Here is a 16,788-nt window from a genome sequence, read left to right as displayed (position 1 = left end):
AGTGCGGCCCGGTTCTTCGATCTGTCGGAGGGTCGGGCCTGTGCCGTACTCCTGGCAGGCCGTTCGCGAGCGACCTCCCGGATCCGACAGCCCGCCTTACCAGCGTCGACCTCTCAGGTCTCAAGGCCCCCTGTCATCGAGGACATGAAAGCGCTGGTGGCACGTCTTGAGCGCCCCGCGTGACGCAACGGCCATGAACGGGACGCTGAACATTTCCGGGCGGCTCCGTGAAGTCACTCAGGACCGACCGGTAACCGAACAGCGGATCATTAACGTCCGCTTTATGAAACACATATGCAGAACAGCCGGGCTCGCCCTCGCGCTGCTGTTCCTCGTGCTGGGCATCGGCGCCCAGGCCGCGTCCGCGCATGTCACGCGCGAGCATGCGGAACTCGTAGTCGCGCCCGGTGACAACGTCACCAGCGGTCGCCTCATCGTGCACAACGCCGTCGTGGCTCCCGAGCAGGCCGGTGCGTGGGCGGCCGGGCTGCTCTCGGCCCCCTGCCCGGCCACCGGCTCGGGCGTGCCCGGTGACAACGGCGGCGTGCCCGGCGGAGTCGTCATCGAGCTGGCGTGGAGCTGCCGCGTCGACTCGCTCGACCTGAGCCCGCTCATCGCCAAGGGCGGACTGACCCAGGTCGTCGTCGAGTTCGACGGCACGGCGGTCGACGCCTCTGCCGCCGCCCCGCTCGTCGACGTCCGCGGCGCGCACGCCCTGCCGTCGTTCCCCTGGCTCACAGTCGCGCTTGTCGCGGCAGCCGGTGTCGTACTGCTGCTCGTTGCCTGGCGACTGCCGTTCCTCGCCCGCGGACTGCGCCGTAACCGGCGGCGCCGGCAGCTGGCGATTGCCGGAGCCGTCGCGCTGTCCTTCCTCGCGCCCGAGGCGGCCTTCGCCGACGACAGTGCGGATCCGGTCGACACCGTCACCGTTGCGGGCACCGTCTTCAAGGACCGTAACGGCAACGGCGAGCGGGACAGGGGCGAGCAGCCCATGCCCGGCATCGACGTCACCGACGGCGCCGGGTGGACCACGACCGGCGCGGACGGCTCGTACAGTCTGCAGATCGACCCGAAGCGGCGTGAGACCGACCTCGTCAGCATCGTCTCGCCCGACGGATACACGCCCGCGCTGCGCAAGGACTACATCCCGCAGTTCTTCCACAAGGTCCCCGAGACCGGCGGCAGAGGCGTCGACTTCGCGCTCGTACCCGACCGCAACGCCTCGAATCCCACCGAGAAGTGGGTCATGAACTCCGACCCCGAAGTCAGCAACACCTCCGACGCCCAGGCCCGGGGCGCCCTGCCCCAGTGGACCGGCCAGGTCCAGGCGATGTCCGAAGTCGACGGCGCGACGATGCAGATCGCGACCGGTGACCTCACCGTCACGGACTACGCCGACGAGCCGCGCCGCCAGGGCGGGTACGACATGTTCAGCAAGGGCCTCGAGGAGGGGCGGCTCGGTCACCCCTTCTATCCGGTGATGGGCAACCACGACTTCGGCGGCACGGCGACCTCCCAGGGATACGCCGGCAGCATGGAGTACTACCGCCGCAACATTGGCCCCGAGTGGTACAGCTTCGATCGCGACGGCCGCCACATCGTCGTCCTCGAGGACAACTACGACGCGAGCGGGCTGAAGCCGCAGCTCGAGTGGCTGCGTCGGGACCTCGCCCGGCACGCCGTCGGCAAGCAGGTGTTCGTCTTCGCTCACCGCTCTCTGTTCACCCAGTGGGGCCCGGGCGCCGGCATGCAGCCGACGATCGACGAGCTCGCCGAGTACGACGTACGGATGGTCGCCGCCGGTCACAACCAGCAGGCCGAGTTCCGGCGCGGCGCCTTCGAACGGTCCGTCGAGATCAACAACCAGGGCACGTACGGCATCGACGGTGCCCACCCCGACTACAAGGTGCTCGACTTCAGCGCGATCACGGACGATCCGCGCACGCACCGCAACGAGGACACCGGCCATGTGACCGGCATCCACCGGCAGTTCGAAATCGACGACGACGCCGCGCTGGTCAGCCCCGCGCAGGGCAGCGTGCACGGCGCCAAGGCCGCGGTGCCCGTCGAGGTGTACGCGGAGGATGACGGCCGCACGCCTGTCAAGGCGGTACTCACCGTCCGCGACAGCCGAGGTTACCCGGTGAAGCGTCAGGACGTGCGCTTCGGCAAGGGGGCGTCCCGACCCGGCATCGAGAACTGCTACACCCCGGCCGGTGGCACGCCGGAGCCATGCCCCGACGCACGCGGGGCCTGGACACGGGCGAGCGGCACACTGCACGGGCTGCGGCCCGGCACGTACACCGCCGAGTCGGTCGCGTACGACACCCGGGGCAAGCGGTTCCCCGCCATGAAGAACACCTTCGAGATCGTGCGCGACTCCGAGCTCGCGAAGCCCAGGACCGGGCAGGACTGGCTGCGGCAGGGAGGCGACGAGGCCGGGCGGTCCGCGAGCGGCGACGAGCCCGGCGCGAAGCTCGACCTCAGGTGGGCCCGCCACACCGGTGAGCAGTTCAACCTCAACGGCTCGGTGGTCGCGGACGACAAGCTCATTGTCTCGTCCCGCGCCTTCGACTCGCCGTACAGCATGATGCTCGCGTACGACATCGCCTCCGGGCGTGAGCTGTGGCGTACGTACCTGGACGGTGATGCCGAGTCGGCGCCGACGCTCCACGGCGGCATGGTCTATCTGACCACCGGCGTCGGCCGGATCTACGCGCTGGACGCGGCGAGTGGCCGCATAGCCTGGCAGTCGATCGACCGAGAGGAGACCCACGGGGACACCGTGCGCCGATACGGCCGCGCGGGCGGACCTGTCAGCGTCTTCGCGCTGGCGGGCGCGGAGAGCCGCTCGGTCGCCGTCTACCAGGACGCCTACACGGTCCGCTGCCGGGACGCCGAGACCGGCGGGATGCTGCCCGGCGGCTTCGACGCCGCGTTCTCCTGGGGTCAGGCCCACAGCACAGTGATCCGGGAGCCCGGCTCCAACACCGCCTACCTGCAGTCCATGTCGAGCAACACCGTCATCGGCATGGACCTCGCGACCTGCACCCGGCTGTGGGTGAAGGACACCGCGGGCGACATCGACAGCCACTCCTCGCCCGTCCTGACCGACCCGGCCACGGGCGAGGCGAAGCTGGTGACGTTCACGGCGTACGGCGTCCGCGGACACGACCCGAAGACGGGCGCGGTGACCTGGGAGTCCAAGCTGGGCGGCGGCAGCACCTGCGAGCCGGGGCGCGCTCCGCTCACCAGTCCGGCCGTGCGGGGCGACATAGCCTATGTCGCGGGCCGGGACGGCGTCGTACGCGCGTACGACACGGGTGCGACCGATCCGTCGAAGCCGGTGTGGGAGACCAAGTCCGGCTATCTAGCGGGGGAGAGCCCGCTGGACGACAAGTGGCGGGTCGCCATGGGCTGTTCGTCCGGTGCCGGTTCGCCGACCATGCACCCGCTGGTGACGAAGTCCCATGTGTACGTCGGGACGTGGGACGGTCGCCTGCTCGTACTGGACCGGGCAAGCGGGACGCAGGTCGCCTCGTACAACCTCGGCGCGGGAGTGGCCTCGGCCCTCTCCGTGAGCGGTGACTGGGTCTTCGCCCTCACGGACGACGGCACAGTCCACGCGCTCGCCGCACGCCGGAAGTAGAGGGGAAGCACCACCGTGCGATCACCTCGCAGCGGGGTGCTGCTCCTGCTGGCTGCCGTCCTCACGCTGCTCCTGGGCAGCGCGGGGACGGCGCAGGCGCACCCCTTCGGAACCCCTCCCGTCGTGAAGATCGAGGCGGCGGGCACCGCCGTCGACGCGACCTGGTCCGCGCAGCGGGACGACATCGCCGTCCTGAAGAACGAGTCCGGCGGTGACGAGGCGGGCTATCTGCGCTCGCACATCGTCGTACGCCAGGACGGCCGCCCCTGCCGTGTGAACCGGGCGGACGGCGTGAAGCTCCACTTCGTCTGCCCGCGGCCGGTCGACCGCATCGAACTGACGGTCACGGCGCTGGCGGACGTCGACCCGGCGTACCGGACACTGTCGGTGACGGGCACGGGCTCCGGCGGGCTGCACACGGCGCAGGAGCCGACGCGGACGCTGACCCTGAAACCGGCGGCCGCGGGGACCGCCGTGGCTTCACCGGCCGCTTCGGGCTGGCGGGCCTGGACAACCGACCTGACCTCACTGCTCGACCACGGCGCGGCCCTCCCGCTGGCTCTGCTCGTGGCCGCGGCCGTGGGTGCGCTCCACGCCTGCGCGCCGGGGCACGGGAAGTCGCTGGCCGCCGGGTATCTGGTGGGCGCCAAGGGCAGGCCGCGCGACGCGGTGTGGCTGGGCGGGATCGTCGCAGTGATGCACACGTTCTCGGTCGCCGCGCTGGCGGTCGGCTGGTGGCTGGCGGCGAACAGCACGCCGGACATCGCGGCGCTGACGGGGTGGCTCCAGCTGATCGCCGCGCTGGTGGTGGCCGGGGTGGGGGTGAGCCTGCTGCGGCGGCATCTGCGCCACCGAAGCCACCACCATTCCCATCACGGGCCTGATCACGATCACGGACATGGACATGGACATGGACATGGACACGGGCATGGGCATGGGCACGATCACGGACACAGCCATCACATCCCGGATGCCCCGTCCCTCCTCACCTGGCGAGGCCTCGTGCTTCTCGGCGCGTCGGGCGGCCTGCTCCCCTCGCCATCCGCCTTCCTCGTCCTGCTCACCGGCCTGCTGACCGACAAGGTCGGCATCGCCCTTGCGATGGTTGTCGCCTTCGGCCTCGGCATGGCGCTGACGCTCACAGGCGTCGGCCTGATCGTGTTGCGTGGCCGGGACGCCCTACTGGACCGCGTCTCCCGCTCCAGGACGCTGCGGAAGTGGGCGCCAAGGGTTCCGCTGTACGCGGCCTCGGCGGTGGTGACCGGAGGGACGGTGGCGTCGGCGGTTGCCGCAGGCCACCTCCTCGCTCCGTGATCTCCGTAGCTCTGTGAGTTGACGTCCCTGTATGACAAAGGCGCCCCCGTCCGGCCTGAAACCGGGCGGGGGCGACCTGCTCCGGCAGGCCGGACGGCGCGAGACCGGTAGCCAGGACGGCTTCGGAGTGAACTTGATCCGCTTTGACGGACATTCGAGATCAGGGGTTCAGCCCCCGGGAGGATGTCCATCATGGAGAGCATGGGGAAGAAGAGGCCTCGCCGTCGCCGCTCGTTCACGCCGGAGTTCAAAGCCGAGGTCGTCGAACTGGGCCGACGCGGTGACCGCTCGGTCGGTCAGATCGCCAAGGATTTCGATCTGACCGAGACTGCGGTGCGCGACTCGGCGGCCGTAGCGTCCGATCTCGGCCTTCTGCGGGAACTTGTCGGTCGCTTCCTCGACGGTCATGCCGTGGATGGGCGCCCAGTGCTCGAGGTACGAGCGGCGGCGATCCGTCATGACAGCGCCCGGCATGACGCTGTTGACCTGGACGCCGTCGGCAATGCCACGGTCGGAGAAGGCCTTCGCGAGGGCGGTGATCGCCGCGTTGATCGTGCCCACCGCCGCGTAGGGCGCCTTGGGAAAGATGGCGGAGTTACCCGACATCAGCACGACGGAACCCTTGGTCTCGGTCAGCGCCGGCCATGCCTCGATCGTCAGTCGCCGGGCCCCGTGTAGCTTGAGGCCCAGGCCCGCGTCCCACTGCTCGTCCGTCATCTCGAAGAGATCGATCTGGGGGACCGCACCTGCGATGTTGACCAGAGTGTCGATGCGTTTGAAGGCATCGAGGGTTTGCCCGACCACCGTTGCGGCCGCCGCCCGGTCCGACAGGTCCAGGTCGATGACGAGTGCCTCGAGCAGTGGTCACCGGGGCCCCCTGCCGTGCGCGATCCGCACACCGACCGCTCGCTGCCTAGCTGGTGAGGAAGCCGCGAATCGCCGTCGCGATCTCCTCGACATGGGTTTCCAGGGCGAAGTGGCCGGTGTCGACGAATCGCACGTCGGCTTCGGGGATGTCGCGCTTGAAGGCTTCGGCCCCGGCGGGCAGGAAGAACGGATCGTTCCTGCCCCACACCGCGAGCAGTCGCGGCCTCCTGGTCCGGAAGTACTCCTGGAATGTGGGGCACAAAGCGACGTTACTCGCGTAGTCGAGGAAGAGATCGAGCTGGATCTCGTCCGCGCCGGTGCGCGCGAGGTAGTGGTTGTCCAGCTCGTAGCCGTCCGGGCTGACCCGCGTTTCGTCGGGCACGCCGTGCTGGTACTGCCAGACCGTCGTCTCCGGCTGTACGAGCGTCCGGATCGCTTCCCGGTTGGCTGTCGACGGGGCCCTCCAGTACGCCTGCACCGGATTCCAGTTCTCGCTCAGGCCTTCCTGGTACGCGTTGCCGTTCTGCGACACGATCGCGCTGATCCGCTCGGGATGGCGGGCGGCGATCCGGAATCCGACCGGCGCGCCGTAGTCGAACACATACAGTGCGAAGCGATCCAGGCTCAGTACCTCCGTCAGACGGTCGATCACATCCGTGATGTGTTCGAAGCTGTAGTCGAAGTCGTCTCGTGGGGGCATGTCCGACTTGCCGAAGCCGGGCAGGTCAGGGGCGACGATGTGGAACCTGTCGGCGAGCAGGGGTATCAGCTCGCGGAACATGTGGCTCGAGGAGGGGAAACCGTGCAGCAGGACCAGCGTGGGCGCATCCGGTGCCCCGGCTTCCCGGTAGAACACCTTCAGGCCGTCCACGTCAGCCGTGCGGTATGCAATGTCAACCATGACGTTCCCCCTTTTTTCTGGGCAGCCAACGGAGCGTGGCCGCGAGAACTACTGAAATCGACTCCATCAATGACTGTTCAAACGGCGCTTGAAGGGTTATCCGCCTGTGCGTTTTCGGATGACCGCCACCTTCGCCGGATCCGACACCTCTCCGACCCGACCTCGCGCACGGCTTCCATCACGATGTCGACGACCGCTCCCGGCGCCGTGAGCATGGGAAGGTGATCGACGCGGGCCGTGCGCACCCGGGCCTTCATCCGCCGGGCCATGAACCGCTGGGTGTCCGGGGGGTCATGCGGTCCTCCTCGGCCACCAGGAACCAGCTGGGCCGGTCCTTCCAGGCCGGACGCCCCACCGGGACTCCGATGGCCGCAGCCGCGAGGGGCCGCTGCGTAGCGGCCAGTTGTGCCTGCTCCTGCCCCGAGGCGTTCTGGGCGAATGCGTTGGCGAAGGCATCCTCGGGCAGCCAGATCAGTTCGTGGCGATCGGGGGCGATCCTGGGTGCCTGGGGGTGCGGCTCCGCTCGGTAGAAGACATCGGCCACCGTCTCGCCCTGTTCCGGTGCGAGTGCGGCGATGTACACCAGTGCGGCGACCTTCTCGTCGTTCGTCGAGGCGATGACCGCGCCGGCGTAGGCGTGACCGACCAGCACCACCGGACCGTCGACCAATTCCAGTGTCCGGTCGAGCGCCGTGATGTCGTCGGCCAGTGAGGTCAGCGGCAGCGGCGCGGCAACCGCCTTCACCTCTTCGGATCCGAGCCCGGCGATCACCTTGTTCCAGCTTGACCCGTCGGTCCACGCCCCGTGGGCCAGCACCACTCCGACGTTGCTCTCAGACATTGACTGTCCCTTCCGGGACGGCCTGCTCGGCGAGTTGGCGTACTCTAAGAAGTAACCGCCCTGATCTCAATTTCGAGGTTACGAGCGTCGTGGTAACTTGTCAAAGCGGCTCAGGGGGGTTACTGCCGCGTTCCACCGCTGACGCCACACACTCACGCACGGGAAGGGCAGCCAGGATGGCCCCACACACTCCGGCTCTTTTCCTGGCCGATTCTCCAGGTCTGGACTTCCTCAACTCGGTCGCGACACCTGTCGGCACACAGATCGACTGGATCGAGGACGGCGTCGGCCTGCTGGCTTGGCTGGGGCAGGCGGAGCTGGTTTCACCCAACACACTCGCGTCACTGCGGGAGCAGGCCATGCCCGGCGAGCTCGACACAGTCGCCGCCCAGGCGCGGAGCCTCCGCGAGGAGTTCCGAACATTCGTCCGCGAACACAAGGGCAGGCCCCTGGAGGCGGAGACCCTGGCAGAACTGGCGCCCCTGAACCGACTGCTCGCAGGAGACGAGGGATTCTTCCAACTCGACTTCGCGAAACAGCAGAACGGACCAGGTTTCCAACTGCGGAGGACACGCCGTTGGCGCTCACCGGACTCATTGTTGCTGCCCATCGGCGAAGCGCTGGCGAGACTCCTCAGCGAGGAGGACTTCTCCGACGTCAAGGCCTGCGAAGGCCCGGCATGCACACTCATGTTCGTTGACCACACCCGCGGGCGCGTCCGCAGGTGGTGCAGCATGGCGATCTGCGGCAACCGCGCGAAGCAGACCGCACACCGCAACCGGGTCAGGAAGATCCGGGACACCGCAGGCGCGTGACCAACGCACATCTGGGAACACTGGGTCGGTTCGGGGGCCTGGCGCCCCTGGGTGGGGGTGCCCCTATGTGTTTGGTCAAGCTGTGTGGCTCACAATGCGGGCATGGATGACCAGGGTGGGGACTCGGTGCCGGTGTGGCGGGTGGGTGGGGCGGCTCGCGTGGCGGGCTATGTGATCCCGGCTGTCGTAGGGGTGAAGGCGCTCTTCGGTTGGGCTGGGTGGGTTTCTTCTCCGGGAGCGGAGACGGCGCGGTTGGCTGGGCTGTGGTCGGGGCTGGCCGTCGGCGTCGCGTTGTTCTTCTGGTGGGCGATTCTCAGGGTCCGGCTTGAGGTCGGCCCTGTGAGGTTGATCCCCGGGGGTGGACACCGGGTTTCACGCGACGAGTGACAGCGTACGTGACGTGAGCAATTGCTGTTCGTACTCGGCCGGCGAGAGGTAGCCGAGGGCTGAGTGGCGGCGGCGCCGGTTGTAGTACGACAGCCACCTGAACAGCTCCAGCCGTGTCTGCGCCTTCGAGGTCCAGCGCCTTCCGTGCAGCAACTCGCGCTTGAGGCCCTGGAAGAACGACTCGGCGAGGGCGGCCGATCCATATCGCGCGCCCCTGTCCGTGTGAAAGACGACGCCGCGGACCTGCCCGCCGCGGGCGGCCACGGCCATCTCGATCGCGTCGGTGACCAGCGAGGTGCGCATGTGGTCCGCGATCGACCAGCCGATCACGCGCCGCGGGCAGATGTCGATGGCCGTGGCGAATGCCCAGGTCGAGCGACGGCGACGTACGTCATGTCGCCGCACCACTTGGTGTTGCATATGCGCCGTGAGGTCACGCATCACCAGGTCCGGCACAGGCGGGGCAGTCTTGTCCTGAATGGTCATGCGCTTCTTGTGCCGCAGGTGCCGTCCGGCGATGCGGTTGATCCTCATCGGTCTGCTCACGCGCTTGCGGTTGATCCCTCTCCCGCGGGAACGGGGTTCGGCATGGACGCGCAGGGCGCCATAGGTGCCCTGGTGGTCGGCATGGATCTGTCGGATCTCCGACACTGTTCGCTCTTCCTCGACGGCTTGTTCGGCGCGGGCGTCCGCAGTGGCCCGGTGCTGGTAGTAGCCGGAGCGGGAGACGCCCAGAACCCGGCAGATCCGCTTCACGCCGAAGTCGGCATCAGGCGCGCGACAGCGCGGCTGCTCGCCCGCAGGGGCCCGGCCCGCCTCCTGGATTTGAAGGCCGAAGTGCTCGCACTCTCTGACGACGTGCTGTCACGACGCCCGCCAGCCGCTCCAGCGCAGGACCGAGACCTCGACCACCGGTCCGCCGGGTGGCCGGTCGGCGTACTGCTGGTACTTCGCCGTGAGTAGGCTGATGCAGCGGACCGCTTCGGGGGACCGGTCCGCCGGCGGAAGCACTCGGGCTTCGCCATCGGCCCGGGCCCACCACAGGCGGTCCCAGTCATCCTCGTAGTGGTCGGTGAGCAGACAGACCGACGGGTTGGAGGTGATGTTGGCCAGACGTTTCAGCCGCGTCGTCCGCTTCGGTTTGTGGTCCACGGCCAGCATCACCGTGTCGCCGTCCAGAGCGAACACCACCGGAACCAGGTGCGGGCGGCCCTCCGTGTCGGCCGTCGCGAGGTGGGCGATGCGCACCGCGGCGAACCGCTCCCGGGCCTCGGCTCCCGTCAGAGCGGGCATCGCACCCCACCTCGATAGTTACGGCGGTACGGAATCGCAAACCGGTCCCGCATTCCTGGCGCCTCAGCGGTACCGGGCAGCGACTTCGGCCAGTTGGTCCAGGTACTCCAGCGTCTCCCGTTCAGGCATCGTCGGTACATAGAACAGCAGCCGCTCGACCCCCAGACCGATGTAGCCCTCGATCTGCTCGGGATCGTCGGGAGCCGCGTACACCGTCACCGGCACCTCGCGGTCGGCGACGGCGCGCAGCCGCTGGATCTGCGGACCGAGCTCCTGCGGCGACACGCTGTTGGCCAGCCACGCGTCGCCGAGCTGCGCCACCCGTCGGAACGCGCCCTCGCCGCCGCCGACGTAGATCGGTGGGTGGGGGCGCTGCACGGGCTTGGGCCAGGCGAAGACCGGATCGAAGTTCACGAACTCGCCGTGGAACTCGGCCTTCTCCGCGGTCCACAGCTCCCGCATGGCACGCAGCCGCTCGTCGGCGAGCCGGCCGCGGGTGGAGGGGTCGGTGCCGTGGTTCCTCATCTCCTCACGGTTCCAGCCGACACCGACGCCGAGAATCACGCGGCCACCGGAGACCAGGTCGAGTGAGGCCACCTCCTTCGCCGTGATGATCGGGTCGCGCTGCGGGATCAGCGCGATGCCGGTCCCCAGTAGCAGTCGCTCGGTCACCACACCGATCGCGGTCAGGGCCACGAAGGGATCGAGGGTGCGGTAGTAGATCTCCGGCAGCTCACCACCCCCCGGGTAGGGCGTCTCGCGGCTCGCCGGGATATGGCTGTGCTCGGCGATGAACAACGAGTCGAATGTGCGTTCCTCAAGGGCGGTTCCGAGCGAGGTCGGGCTGATGCCCTGGTCGGTGATGAAGGTCGAGACCCCGAATTTCACGACGGCTCCTCAAAGGGGCGAGTAGGGGAAAGGAACTGGTGGTACAGATCCCTGACTACCCGCCCCGGATGATCCCGCCCCCATGACCACCCGGGAGAACCATCGCGGAGCGGGGTCCGGACCTGCAGCCGCTCGGTGGATTAATTCGCCATTGGGCGTGGGTGTATCGACTCAACCTGATCTTTCCGAATGATGATTACATCCTCCGGGGCGAACCCGGGCCGTCCGACCATCCGTATCCGCCACTATCGGGAGCAGTAACCATGGGCAAGCTGCAGGGAAAGATTGCGGTCATCACCGGTGGCACCACAGGGATCGGGCTGGCCACAGCGAAGCTCTTCGTCAGAGAGGGCGCCTATGTCTTCATCACGGGCCGCCGCCAGAAAGAACTCGATGAAGGCGTACAGGCAATCGGCGGCAACGTAACCGGCGTTCAGGGCGACGTCGCCGAACTGGCCGACCTTGACCGCCTCTACGAGACCGTCAAGGCGAAGGGTCGGATCGATGTCGTTTTCGCCAACGCCGGTCTGGGTGAGTTCGCTTCGCTGGAAGACATCACGGAAGACCATTTCGACAAAATTTTCGACATCAACGTGAAGGGGGCGCTCTTTACGGTACAGAAGGCCCTACCGCTATTGAATGACAGAGCTTCTGTCATTCTCGCGGGATCCGTTGCGAGCGTCAAAGGAACCCCCGGGTTCTCGGTCTACGGCGCCAGCAAGGCTGCCATCCGAAATTTCGTTCGAGGATGGACGGTAGAGCTGAAGGATCGCCGTATCCGGTCCAACGTCCTCAGCCCTGGCCCGATCGAAACGCCGCTTGTGGCGGCGCAGCCCCAGGACGCCATCGAGAGGATTGCGTCCACCATCCCGATGGGCCGCATGGGGGAGCCCGACGAAGTCGCCAAGGCGGCGCTTTTCCTGGCCTCGGACGACTCCAGCTTCGTCACGGGAATCGAACTTTTCGTTGATGGCGGCAGAGCGCAAATCTGATAACGCAACTGGAAATTTCCTTCCAGTCCAAGGAGCCTGGCCGATGGACATCTCCTGTCAGTTCGCCACATCCCTGCACTCGCCCGAACACATCGCCGTCGCCGATCAGTTGGGCTACCACCGCGCCTGGCTTCACGACACTCCCGCCCAAAGCCCCGACGTGTGGGCGATGCTGGCACTGGCCGCCGAACGCACCCATCGCATCGGCCTCGCCCCCGGTGTCCTCGTCCCGACACTGCGCCATCCGATGGTCAACGCCTCCGGCGCCGCCACCCTCGCCGCCCTCGCACCCGGCCGAGTGACCCTCGCCTTCGGCACTGGCTTCAACGGCACGCGCGCCCTCGGCGCACCTCCGGCCACCTGGTCCTATCTCGGTGCCTACGTCCGGACGGTACGCGGTCTGCTGCGCGGTGAGACTGTGGAATGGGACGGGGCCCCCATGCGCATGATGCATCCCGACACGAACGCACCGCAGCGCCCCATCGACATTCCGGTGCTGGTCTCCGCGCTCGGCCCCAAAGGTCTCGCTGTCACCCGCGAGATCGCTGACGGCCTCTTCAGCGTCAACGGCGAGACCACCCACGCCCACGAATTCACCTGGGCTGCCCTGGCCATCCACGGCACCGTCCTGGGCGAGGACGAACCACTCGACTCCCTGCGCGTCCGCGCCGCCGCCGGACCCGGCAACGCTCTGGCCCACCACGCCGCCTACGAATTCGGCGGCGACCCCACCGCCCTGCCCGGCGGAAAAGCCTGGCTCGACGCCATCACCGCCCATCCCCGCGCCCAACGCCACTTGGCCGTGCACGACCAGCACCTCACCGACCTCAACGCGGCCGACATCGCTGCCTGGAACGCAGGAAGCTGGCAGGCCATCACCTCCACCACCGTTACCGGTATCCCCGACCGCATCCGCGACAGGCTCAGCGCCTACGCCCGGGACGGCATCACCGAAATCGCCTACCAGCCCACCGGCCCCGACATCCCCGGCGAACTCGAACGATTCATCACCATCGCCCGCGACGTATAGGGGCCGACGCGTCGCCCCACCCCGCGCGCGGTGCGTACGGTGGCCCTCCTTGCGGGGTGCCCCGCACGGGTCGGGTGTGGCGAATCCGGGGCTCGCACCTGAGGCAACATCCCTCCCGGGTGCCTCGACCAGAAGTGGGCGAGTCTCTCGTCGTCGGCGTCGACGCTCAGGCCGCACGCGGCGTTGCTCACGAGCTTTCCTGTCAGAGCGGGCGGGCTCAGATGGCGGTGCGGCGACGGTCGCGCCGGTGACGTAGCCGGCCTTCGGCGAGGCGAGGAATGCGACGACTTCGGCGATCTCGGCGGGCTCGGCCGCCCGCTTCATCGCAGTGGTCTCGGCGAGTGCGTCGAACAGGTCGCGAGCCTCGGGGCGGGTGTAGACGGGGCCGGGGGGCGACGGTGTTGAAGCGGACGCCGCGGCCGCTGTACTCGGCCGTTCCAGCCTCGCGTCAGTGACACCAACGCGGCCTTGGTCGCGCCGTACGCGGCGCCGGTGGCCAGGCCGGGGCTGCCGGCCATGCTGCCGATGTTGATCAGGCTTCCTGATCCCTTCGCCGTCATCGCCGGGGCGAAAGCCGCCACGAGGAAGAACGGTGTGCGGACGTTGCTGGCGAACATCGCGTCGTAGTCGGAGACCTTCCTCTCCTCGGTCGGCGCCCAGATGACCTGCCCGGCGTTGTCGACCAGGACGCCGATCGCGCCGACTGATGTTGATCCCCGGGAGTGGACACCGGGTTTCGTGCAACGAGTGACAGCGTACGTGACGTGATCAGTTGCTGTTCGAACTCGGCTGGTGTGAGGTAGCTGAGCGCGGAATGCCGACGGCGCCGGTTGTAGTACGACAGCCGGCGGAACAGCTCGAGCCGGGTCTGTGCCTTGGAGGTCCAGCTCCTCCCGTGGAGCAACTCGCGCTTGAGGCCCTGGAAGAACGACTCGGCGAGGGCATTGCCATAGCTCGGGCCGACCCGGCCCGTGCTGCGACGGATGCCGTGCCAGCTGCAGACGTCGGCGAAGGCGGCCGCGGTGTACCGGGCGGCCCGCGATCCGAGTGGACGACGCAGCCGGCCGAGTCTCCCCTCCGTGCGACCGTGTTGTTCAGCGCGTTCACCGCGAGCTGTGCCTGCATCCGGCTGCTGATGGAGTAGCCGATGATCCGGCCGGAGAAGGCGTCCTTGACCGCGCACAGGCACACCTTGCCCTCATCGGTGGCGTGTTCGATGGTGTCGGTCAGCCACAGCACGTTCACCGCGCTCGCGGTGAAGTCACGCCGGACTAGGTCGTCGTGCACCGGCGGCCCGGGCCGCTTGCCGTTCTTCGACCGCTTTTCCCGGACCCACCGCTCGTCGCAGCCGGACCGTGATTCCTCGCTGCGCAGGACGGGTCTGGTCACCGTGCGGCTCACCACCGACGAAATGGGGCGCCTGCGCGAAGCGTCGAGGAACGAGAGGTCACCGCTGACGGTCAGGTCGGCCCAGGAGTGGTTCGGCGACGAGACCTCGGCCTGGGCCACGTCGGGGCTGCTCTGGCACGCGCTCGCGGCATCGGGCAGCGAGACGGACTGACCGTGCGCCGGTTGTCGGTGAAGGACCTTCGATCTTCACCGGCAACCGTCCAGGAAGGGGCGGGTTCAGCCAAGGCAGCGACTCATGTACAGCGCGGTCTCCCCCTCGGACACGGTACCGCTGTAGAGGGATGTGTCCAGGCCGCAGAAGCTGAAGCCCATCCGCTGGTAGATACGGATGGCCGGGGCGTTGATGTTCGTCACTTCCAGCCACACATGCCCTGCGCCACATTCCCGGGCCCGCTCCATGGCGTGGCTCATCAGCGTGCGCCCGATTCCCCGGCCCTGGTACGGTCCGGCCACCTCGATGTCAGCAATGATCAGCCGCCGGTTCCAGGGCTCGTACTCCGTGTCCACATAGCCGCACACGTGATCGCCATCCAGCGCAACGAACCGGCGCCCGTCCCGTGACGTGTCATCGTCGTCGGGCTCGTCGTCGGGGAAGACCTTGTGGACCGGCGGGACCAGTCGGGCGGGCCGGATGGTGAATCCGCTCTCGGATCCCACCACTTCAAAGACGCTGTCCGAGGTGAACTCGCCTTTGATGACGGCGGACTTGTCCCTCTCACTCTCCGCCACGCGGTAGGTGATGGACTGCGTCACCTCAGTATTCTCGTCAGTCAGAGCCATGCCCGTACCGTACCGTTCCGGTACATCCCGGTGGCCGCCATCGGGGCCTCTGCCCTGGTTCGGTCCTGAACCTTCCGGCGCTCCGGGAACGGGCGCCGAGGGCGAAGGGGCGAGCGCTTCTGTCCGGAGGAACGGGGCGGGCACGGCCATCCGGCCTTCCGGTCTCGCCGCAGGGGCCCCGGGGTCGGGCTGCGCCGGCTGCGGGCACAGCCTCCAGCCGAGTGGTCGACTTGAGTTCCATCCGCCGTTTCACCAGCTCCTCGCCGGTGAGCGACTTCCAGTACGGGTGGGTACTGACGGTTTCCGACAGGGGCAGGCACTCCTGGCGGAGCCCGCCGACGGTCGCCTTCTGCTCGTCCATCCAGCCAGGCGATGGTGGCCGGCCGACCGTGACCTCACCAGTGTGTGAATGCTCCTTCCCTGGCCAGCGTTCGTGCGGCTCCACGGACCAGGGCAGGGTGCGCCCGAGCGCGGCGAGCTCTGCGGTGGCCTGGTGCAGACGGGGTGCCGGCGACAACCGGGCCCACCTGGTCACCCGCATGGTGATGGAGGACATCGCCACCAGCCCGCTGCCCGAGCACACTGCTGAAGCAGCCCGCCTCGCGGTGCTCGCCGACCTGGACCGGCTGCCGGTCGGCGTGAGGGCAGAGTGGGGCACTGCCCGATCCGGGCGGAGCCCGGGTGCTGGGCTGCATCCTCCAGCTCGCCGAGTCGGAGGACGGGGCCCGGTCGTGGTGGCAGTACGCCTCCGGAGCCGGAGACAGGGCCGCGTCCTACTGCCTGTATCTGCACCGCCTGTCCCTCGGCGAGAACGACGCCGCAGCCTGGTGGTACGAGCAGACACAGACGGACAGTTGCCCGGCCCCTCCACGCCGGCGAAGGGATCCGCCCCCGGCCAGAAGGAATCGCAGGGATCCTGGCCCGTACCGGAGACGGTATGGAGCGTCGATACCAGCACTCCTACCGTGCTGCGGATTCTGGTCGCGGCCGCGTCCTCGATCAGCGTCGGGGACAAACCCCGCCGTCGTGAAGGAGGCGCGACCCACATCAGGTGCAGAAGCACCAACAACGACTCCGGCGAACATCAACGGGCGGGCGAAGAAGTAGAAGGCGCCGTACGAGGCGGTAGATGACGACCCAGCAGCAGCCCGGTTCAGCGCGCAACGCGAGTCGATTCTCTGGACGGCGCGACCGCCCGAGCGCAGACCTTGCTGCTTCGCGAGTCACACGGCCCGTTCCAACGGCGGGACGACCCCGGCGGTACCGGTGCACTCGGGGCCCGGCGCATCGTCCGCGACGACGTCGGGCTCGAGGAACGCGCGGCGGGACAGCTCCCGCAGCGCGGCGGTCTGTCGCTCCACCGCTGCCGCGATATCCGGATTCACCCGAGACGACCGTGCGGCGGCACGGTGCGCGGCGCTGTTGCGGGCGGCGGCCGCCGCGTACCGCGGCGCGGCAGCTGCCGCGCAGTTCGGGCTGGTGATCCCTCAGCAGGCCCGCCGCCAGGAGCAGCCCGCGGGCACCACCCCTAGTAGTGCTTGGTCATGTGCGGTCCGTGATGGCGTGTCTTCTTGATCGGTCGTTTCGTTGACCGTGTGTGCTGAGTGAGGAGTTGGCTGCG

At 68.3% G+C, this 16,788-nt stretch carries 14 protein-coding genes and 5 pseudogenes; 7 read left to right on the top strand and 12 right to left on the bottom strand.

Translation table 11 applies throughout. The features are described 5' to 3' along the window. Positions 1–283 precede the first annotated feature (283 nt). The 3 genes and pseudogenes from ACFV8T_RS39870 to ACFV8T_RS39860 form a co-directional block, all read left to right on the top strand. Positions 284–3,649, top strand: coding sequence for a PQQ-binding-like beta-propeller repeat protein (locus tag ACFV8T_RS39870; protein WP_385337257.1), 3,366 nt, complete (start codon positions 284–286; stop codon positions 3,647–3,649). A gap of 15 nt (positions 3,650–3,664) precedes the next feature. Then, the gene (locus ACFV8T_RS39865; RefSeq protein ID WP_385337255.1) at positions 3,665–4,963 is read left to right on the top strand and encodes a hypothetical protein; all 1,299 of its coding nucleotides are present in this window, start codon (positions 3,665–3,667) and stop codon (positions 4,961–4,963) included. Between the two features lie 201 nt (positions 4,964–5,164). Further along, positions 5,165–5,302, top strand: a pseudogene (locus tag ACFV8T_RS39860) (transposase); the annotation flags it as partial. A 108-nt stretch (positions 5,303–5,410) separates the two neighbouring features. Here ACFV8T_RS39860 and ACFV8T_RS39855 read toward each other — a convergent pair. From ACFV8T_RS39855 to ACFV8T_RS39845, 3 genes and pseudogenes are all read right to left on the bottom strand, one after another. Next, positions 5,411–5,806: pseudogene (locus ACFV8T_RS39855) on the bottom strand (SDR family oxidoreductase); the annotation flags it as partial. 70 nt (positions 5,807–5,876) lie between these two features. Continuing rightward, entirely contained in the window at positions 5,877–6,731 is an 855-nt protein-coding gene (locus ACFV8T_RS39850) for an alpha/beta fold hydrolase (RefSeq protein ID WP_385337253.1), read from the bottom strand. 253 nt (positions 6,732–6,984) lie between these two features. Continuing rightward, complete coding sequence (locus ACFV8T_RS39845; RefSeq protein ID WP_385337251.1) at positions 6,985–7,572, bottom strand: alpha/beta fold hydrolase; 588 nt, start codon at positions 7,570–7,572, stop codon at positions 6,985–6,987. A gap of 176 nt (positions 7,573–7,748) precedes the next feature. Between ACFV8T_RS39845 and ACFV8T_RS39840 the strand changes: the two genes are divergently transcribed. Then, positions 7,749–8,387 (top strand): CGNR zinc finger domain-containing protein, encoded by a 639-nt coding sequence (locus ACFV8T_RS39840; protein WP_385337249.1) that lies wholly within the window; start codon positions 7,749–7,751, stop codon positions 8,385–8,387. A 372-nt stretch (positions 8,388–8,759) separates the two neighbouring features. On the opposite strand, the pseudogene ACFV8T_RS39835 reads toward ACFV8T_RS39840, so the two are convergent. The 3 genes and pseudogenes from ACFV8T_RS39835 to ACFV8T_RS39825 form a co-directional block, all read right to left on the bottom strand. Further along, positions 8,760–9,542 (bottom strand): annotated as a pseudogene (locus tag ACFV8T_RS39835) (IS3 family transposase); the annotation flags it as partial. Between the two features lie 96 nt (positions 9,543–9,638). Beyond that, positions 9,639–10,067, bottom strand: coding sequence for a TIGR03668 family PPOX class F420-dependent oxidoreductase (locus ACFV8T_RS39830; RefSeq protein ID WP_385337246.1), 429 nt, complete (start codon positions 10,065–10,067; stop codon positions 9,639–9,641). 63 nt (positions 10,068–10,130) lie between these two features. Continuing rightward, positions 10,131–10,955: an LLM class F420-dependent oxidoreductase gene (locus ACFV8T_RS39825; protein ID WP_385337243.1), complete on the bottom strand. Its 825-nt coding sequence runs from the start codon at positions 10,953–10,955 to the stop codon at positions 10,131–10,133. Positions 10,956–11,218: 263 nt separating this feature from the next. On the opposite strand from ACFV8T_RS39825, the gene ACFV8T_RS39820 reads away from it, so the two are divergent. Continuing rightward, a complete protein-coding gene (locus ACFV8T_RS39820; RefSeq protein ID WP_385337240.1) occupies positions 11,219–11,947 on the top strand; it encodes a glucose 1-dehydrogenase in 729 nt (242 codons plus the stop codon). A gap of 43 nt (positions 11,948–11,990) precedes the next feature. Further along, a complete protein-coding gene (locus ACFV8T_RS39815) occupies positions 11,991–12,977 on the top strand; it encodes an LLM class flavin-dependent oxidoreductase (protein ID WP_385337237.1) in 987 nt (328 codons plus the stop codon). Positions 12,978–13,223: 246 nt separating this feature from the next. On the opposite strand, the pseudogene ACFV8T_RS39810 reads toward ACFV8T_RS39815, so the two are convergent. The 4 genes and pseudogenes from ACFV8T_RS39810 to ACFV8T_RS39795 all read right to left on the bottom strand — a co-directional run. Beyond that, a pseudogene (locus tag ACFV8T_RS39810) lies at positions 13,224–13,334 on the bottom strand (SDR family oxidoreductase); the annotation flags it as partial. Then, positions 13,298–13,639, bottom strand: coding sequence for an SDR family NAD(P)-dependent oxidoreductase (locus tag ACFV8T_RS39805; protein ID WP_385337333.1), 342 nt, complete (start codon positions 13,637–13,639; stop codon positions 13,298–13,300). The gene ACFV8T_RS39805 and the pseudogene ACFV8T_RS39810, both read right to left, overlap by 37 nt. After that, complete coding sequence (locus ACFV8T_RS39800; protein WP_385337330.1) at positions 13,534–13,962, bottom strand: integrase core domain-containing protein; 429 nt, start codon at positions 13,960–13,962, stop codon at positions 13,534–13,536. The genes ACFV8T_RS39805 and ACFV8T_RS39800 overlap by 106 nt, the downstream gene beginning before the upstream one ends. A gap of 92 nt (positions 13,963–14,054) precedes the next feature. Beyond that, positions 14,055–14,168: pseudogene (locus ACFV8T_RS39795) on the bottom strand (hypothetical protein); the annotation flags it as partial. Between ACFV8T_RS39795 and ACFV8T_RS39790 the strand changes: the two are divergent. Then, a complete protein-coding gene (locus ACFV8T_RS39790) occupies positions 14,125–14,538 on the top strand; it encodes a hypothetical protein (RefSeq protein ID WP_385337344.1) in 414 nt (137 codons plus the stop codon). The pseudogene ACFV8T_RS39795 and the gene ACFV8T_RS39790 overlap by 44 nt on opposite strands. Positions 14,539–14,603: 65 nt before the next feature. Here the strand turns inward: ACFV8T_RS39790 and ACFV8T_RS39785 are convergent, their stop codons facing one another. Together ACFV8T_RS39785 and ACFV8T_RS39780 are read right to left on the bottom strand one after the other, a co-directional pair. Then, on the bottom strand, positions 14,604–15,317 hold the full coding sequence (locus ACFV8T_RS39785; protein WP_385337235.1) for a GNAT family N-acetyltransferase: 714 nt from the start codon (positions 15,315–15,317) through the stop codon (positions 14,604–14,606). Between the two features lie 1,073 nt (positions 15,318–16,390). Beyond that, on the bottom strand, positions 16,391–16,528 hold the full coding sequence (locus ACFV8T_RS39780) for a hypothetical protein (protein WP_385337233.1): 138 nt from the start codon (positions 16,526–16,528) through the stop codon (positions 16,391–16,393). Positions 16,529–16,788 lie beyond the last annotated feature (260 nt).

This window comes from Streptomyces sp. NPDC059832 (assembly GCF_042731715.1).
In the GTDB taxonomy this organism is placed as follows: domain Bacteria; phylum Actinomycetota; class Actinomycetes; order Streptomycetales; family Streptomycetaceae; genus Streptomyces.
This window is presented reverse-complemented; position numbering and strand designations above follow the sequence as displayed.

What these genes read in the sequence shown, in the direction of transcription:
- ACFV8T_RS39870 (WP_385337257.1), top strand. Translation starts at nt 284, where the DNA reads ATGAAACACATATGCAGAACAGCCGGGCTCGCCCTCGCGCTGCTGTTC.
- ACFV8T_RS39850 (WP_385337253.1), bottom strand. Translation starts at nt 6,731, where the DNA reads ATGGTTGACATTGCATACCGCACGGCTGACGTGGACGGCCTGAAGGTG.
- ACFV8T_RS39845 (WP_385337251.1), bottom strand. Translation starts at nt 7,572, where the DNA reads ATGTCTGAGAGCAACGTCGGAGTGGTGCTGGCCCACGGGGCGTGGACC.
- ACFV8T_RS39840 (WP_385337249.1), top strand. Translation starts at nt 7,749, where the DNA reads ATGGCCCCACACACTCCGGCTCTTTTCCTGGCCGATTCTCCAGGTCTG.
- ACFV8T_RS39830 (WP_385337246.1), bottom strand. Translation starts at nt 10,067, where the DNA reads ATGCCCGCTCTGACGGGAGCCGAGGCCCGGGAGCGGTTCGCCGCGGTG.
- ACFV8T_RS39820 (WP_385337240.1), top strand. Translation starts at nt 11,219, where the DNA reads ATGGGCAAGCTGCAGGGAAAGATTGCGGTCATCACCGGTGGCACCACA.
- ACFV8T_RS39815 (WP_385337237.1), top strand. Translation starts at nt 11,991, where the DNA reads ATGGACATCTCCTGTCAGTTCGCCACATCCCTGCACTCGCCCGAACAC.
- ACFV8T_RS39790 (WP_385337344.1), top strand. Translation starts at nt 14,125, where the DNA reads ATGATCCGGCCGGAGAAGGCGTCCTTGACCGCGCACAGGCACACCTTG.
- ACFV8T_RS39785 (WP_385337235.1), bottom strand. Translation starts at nt 15,317, where the DNA reads ATGGCCGTGCCCGCCCCGTTCCTCCGGACAGAAGCGCTCGCCCCTTCG.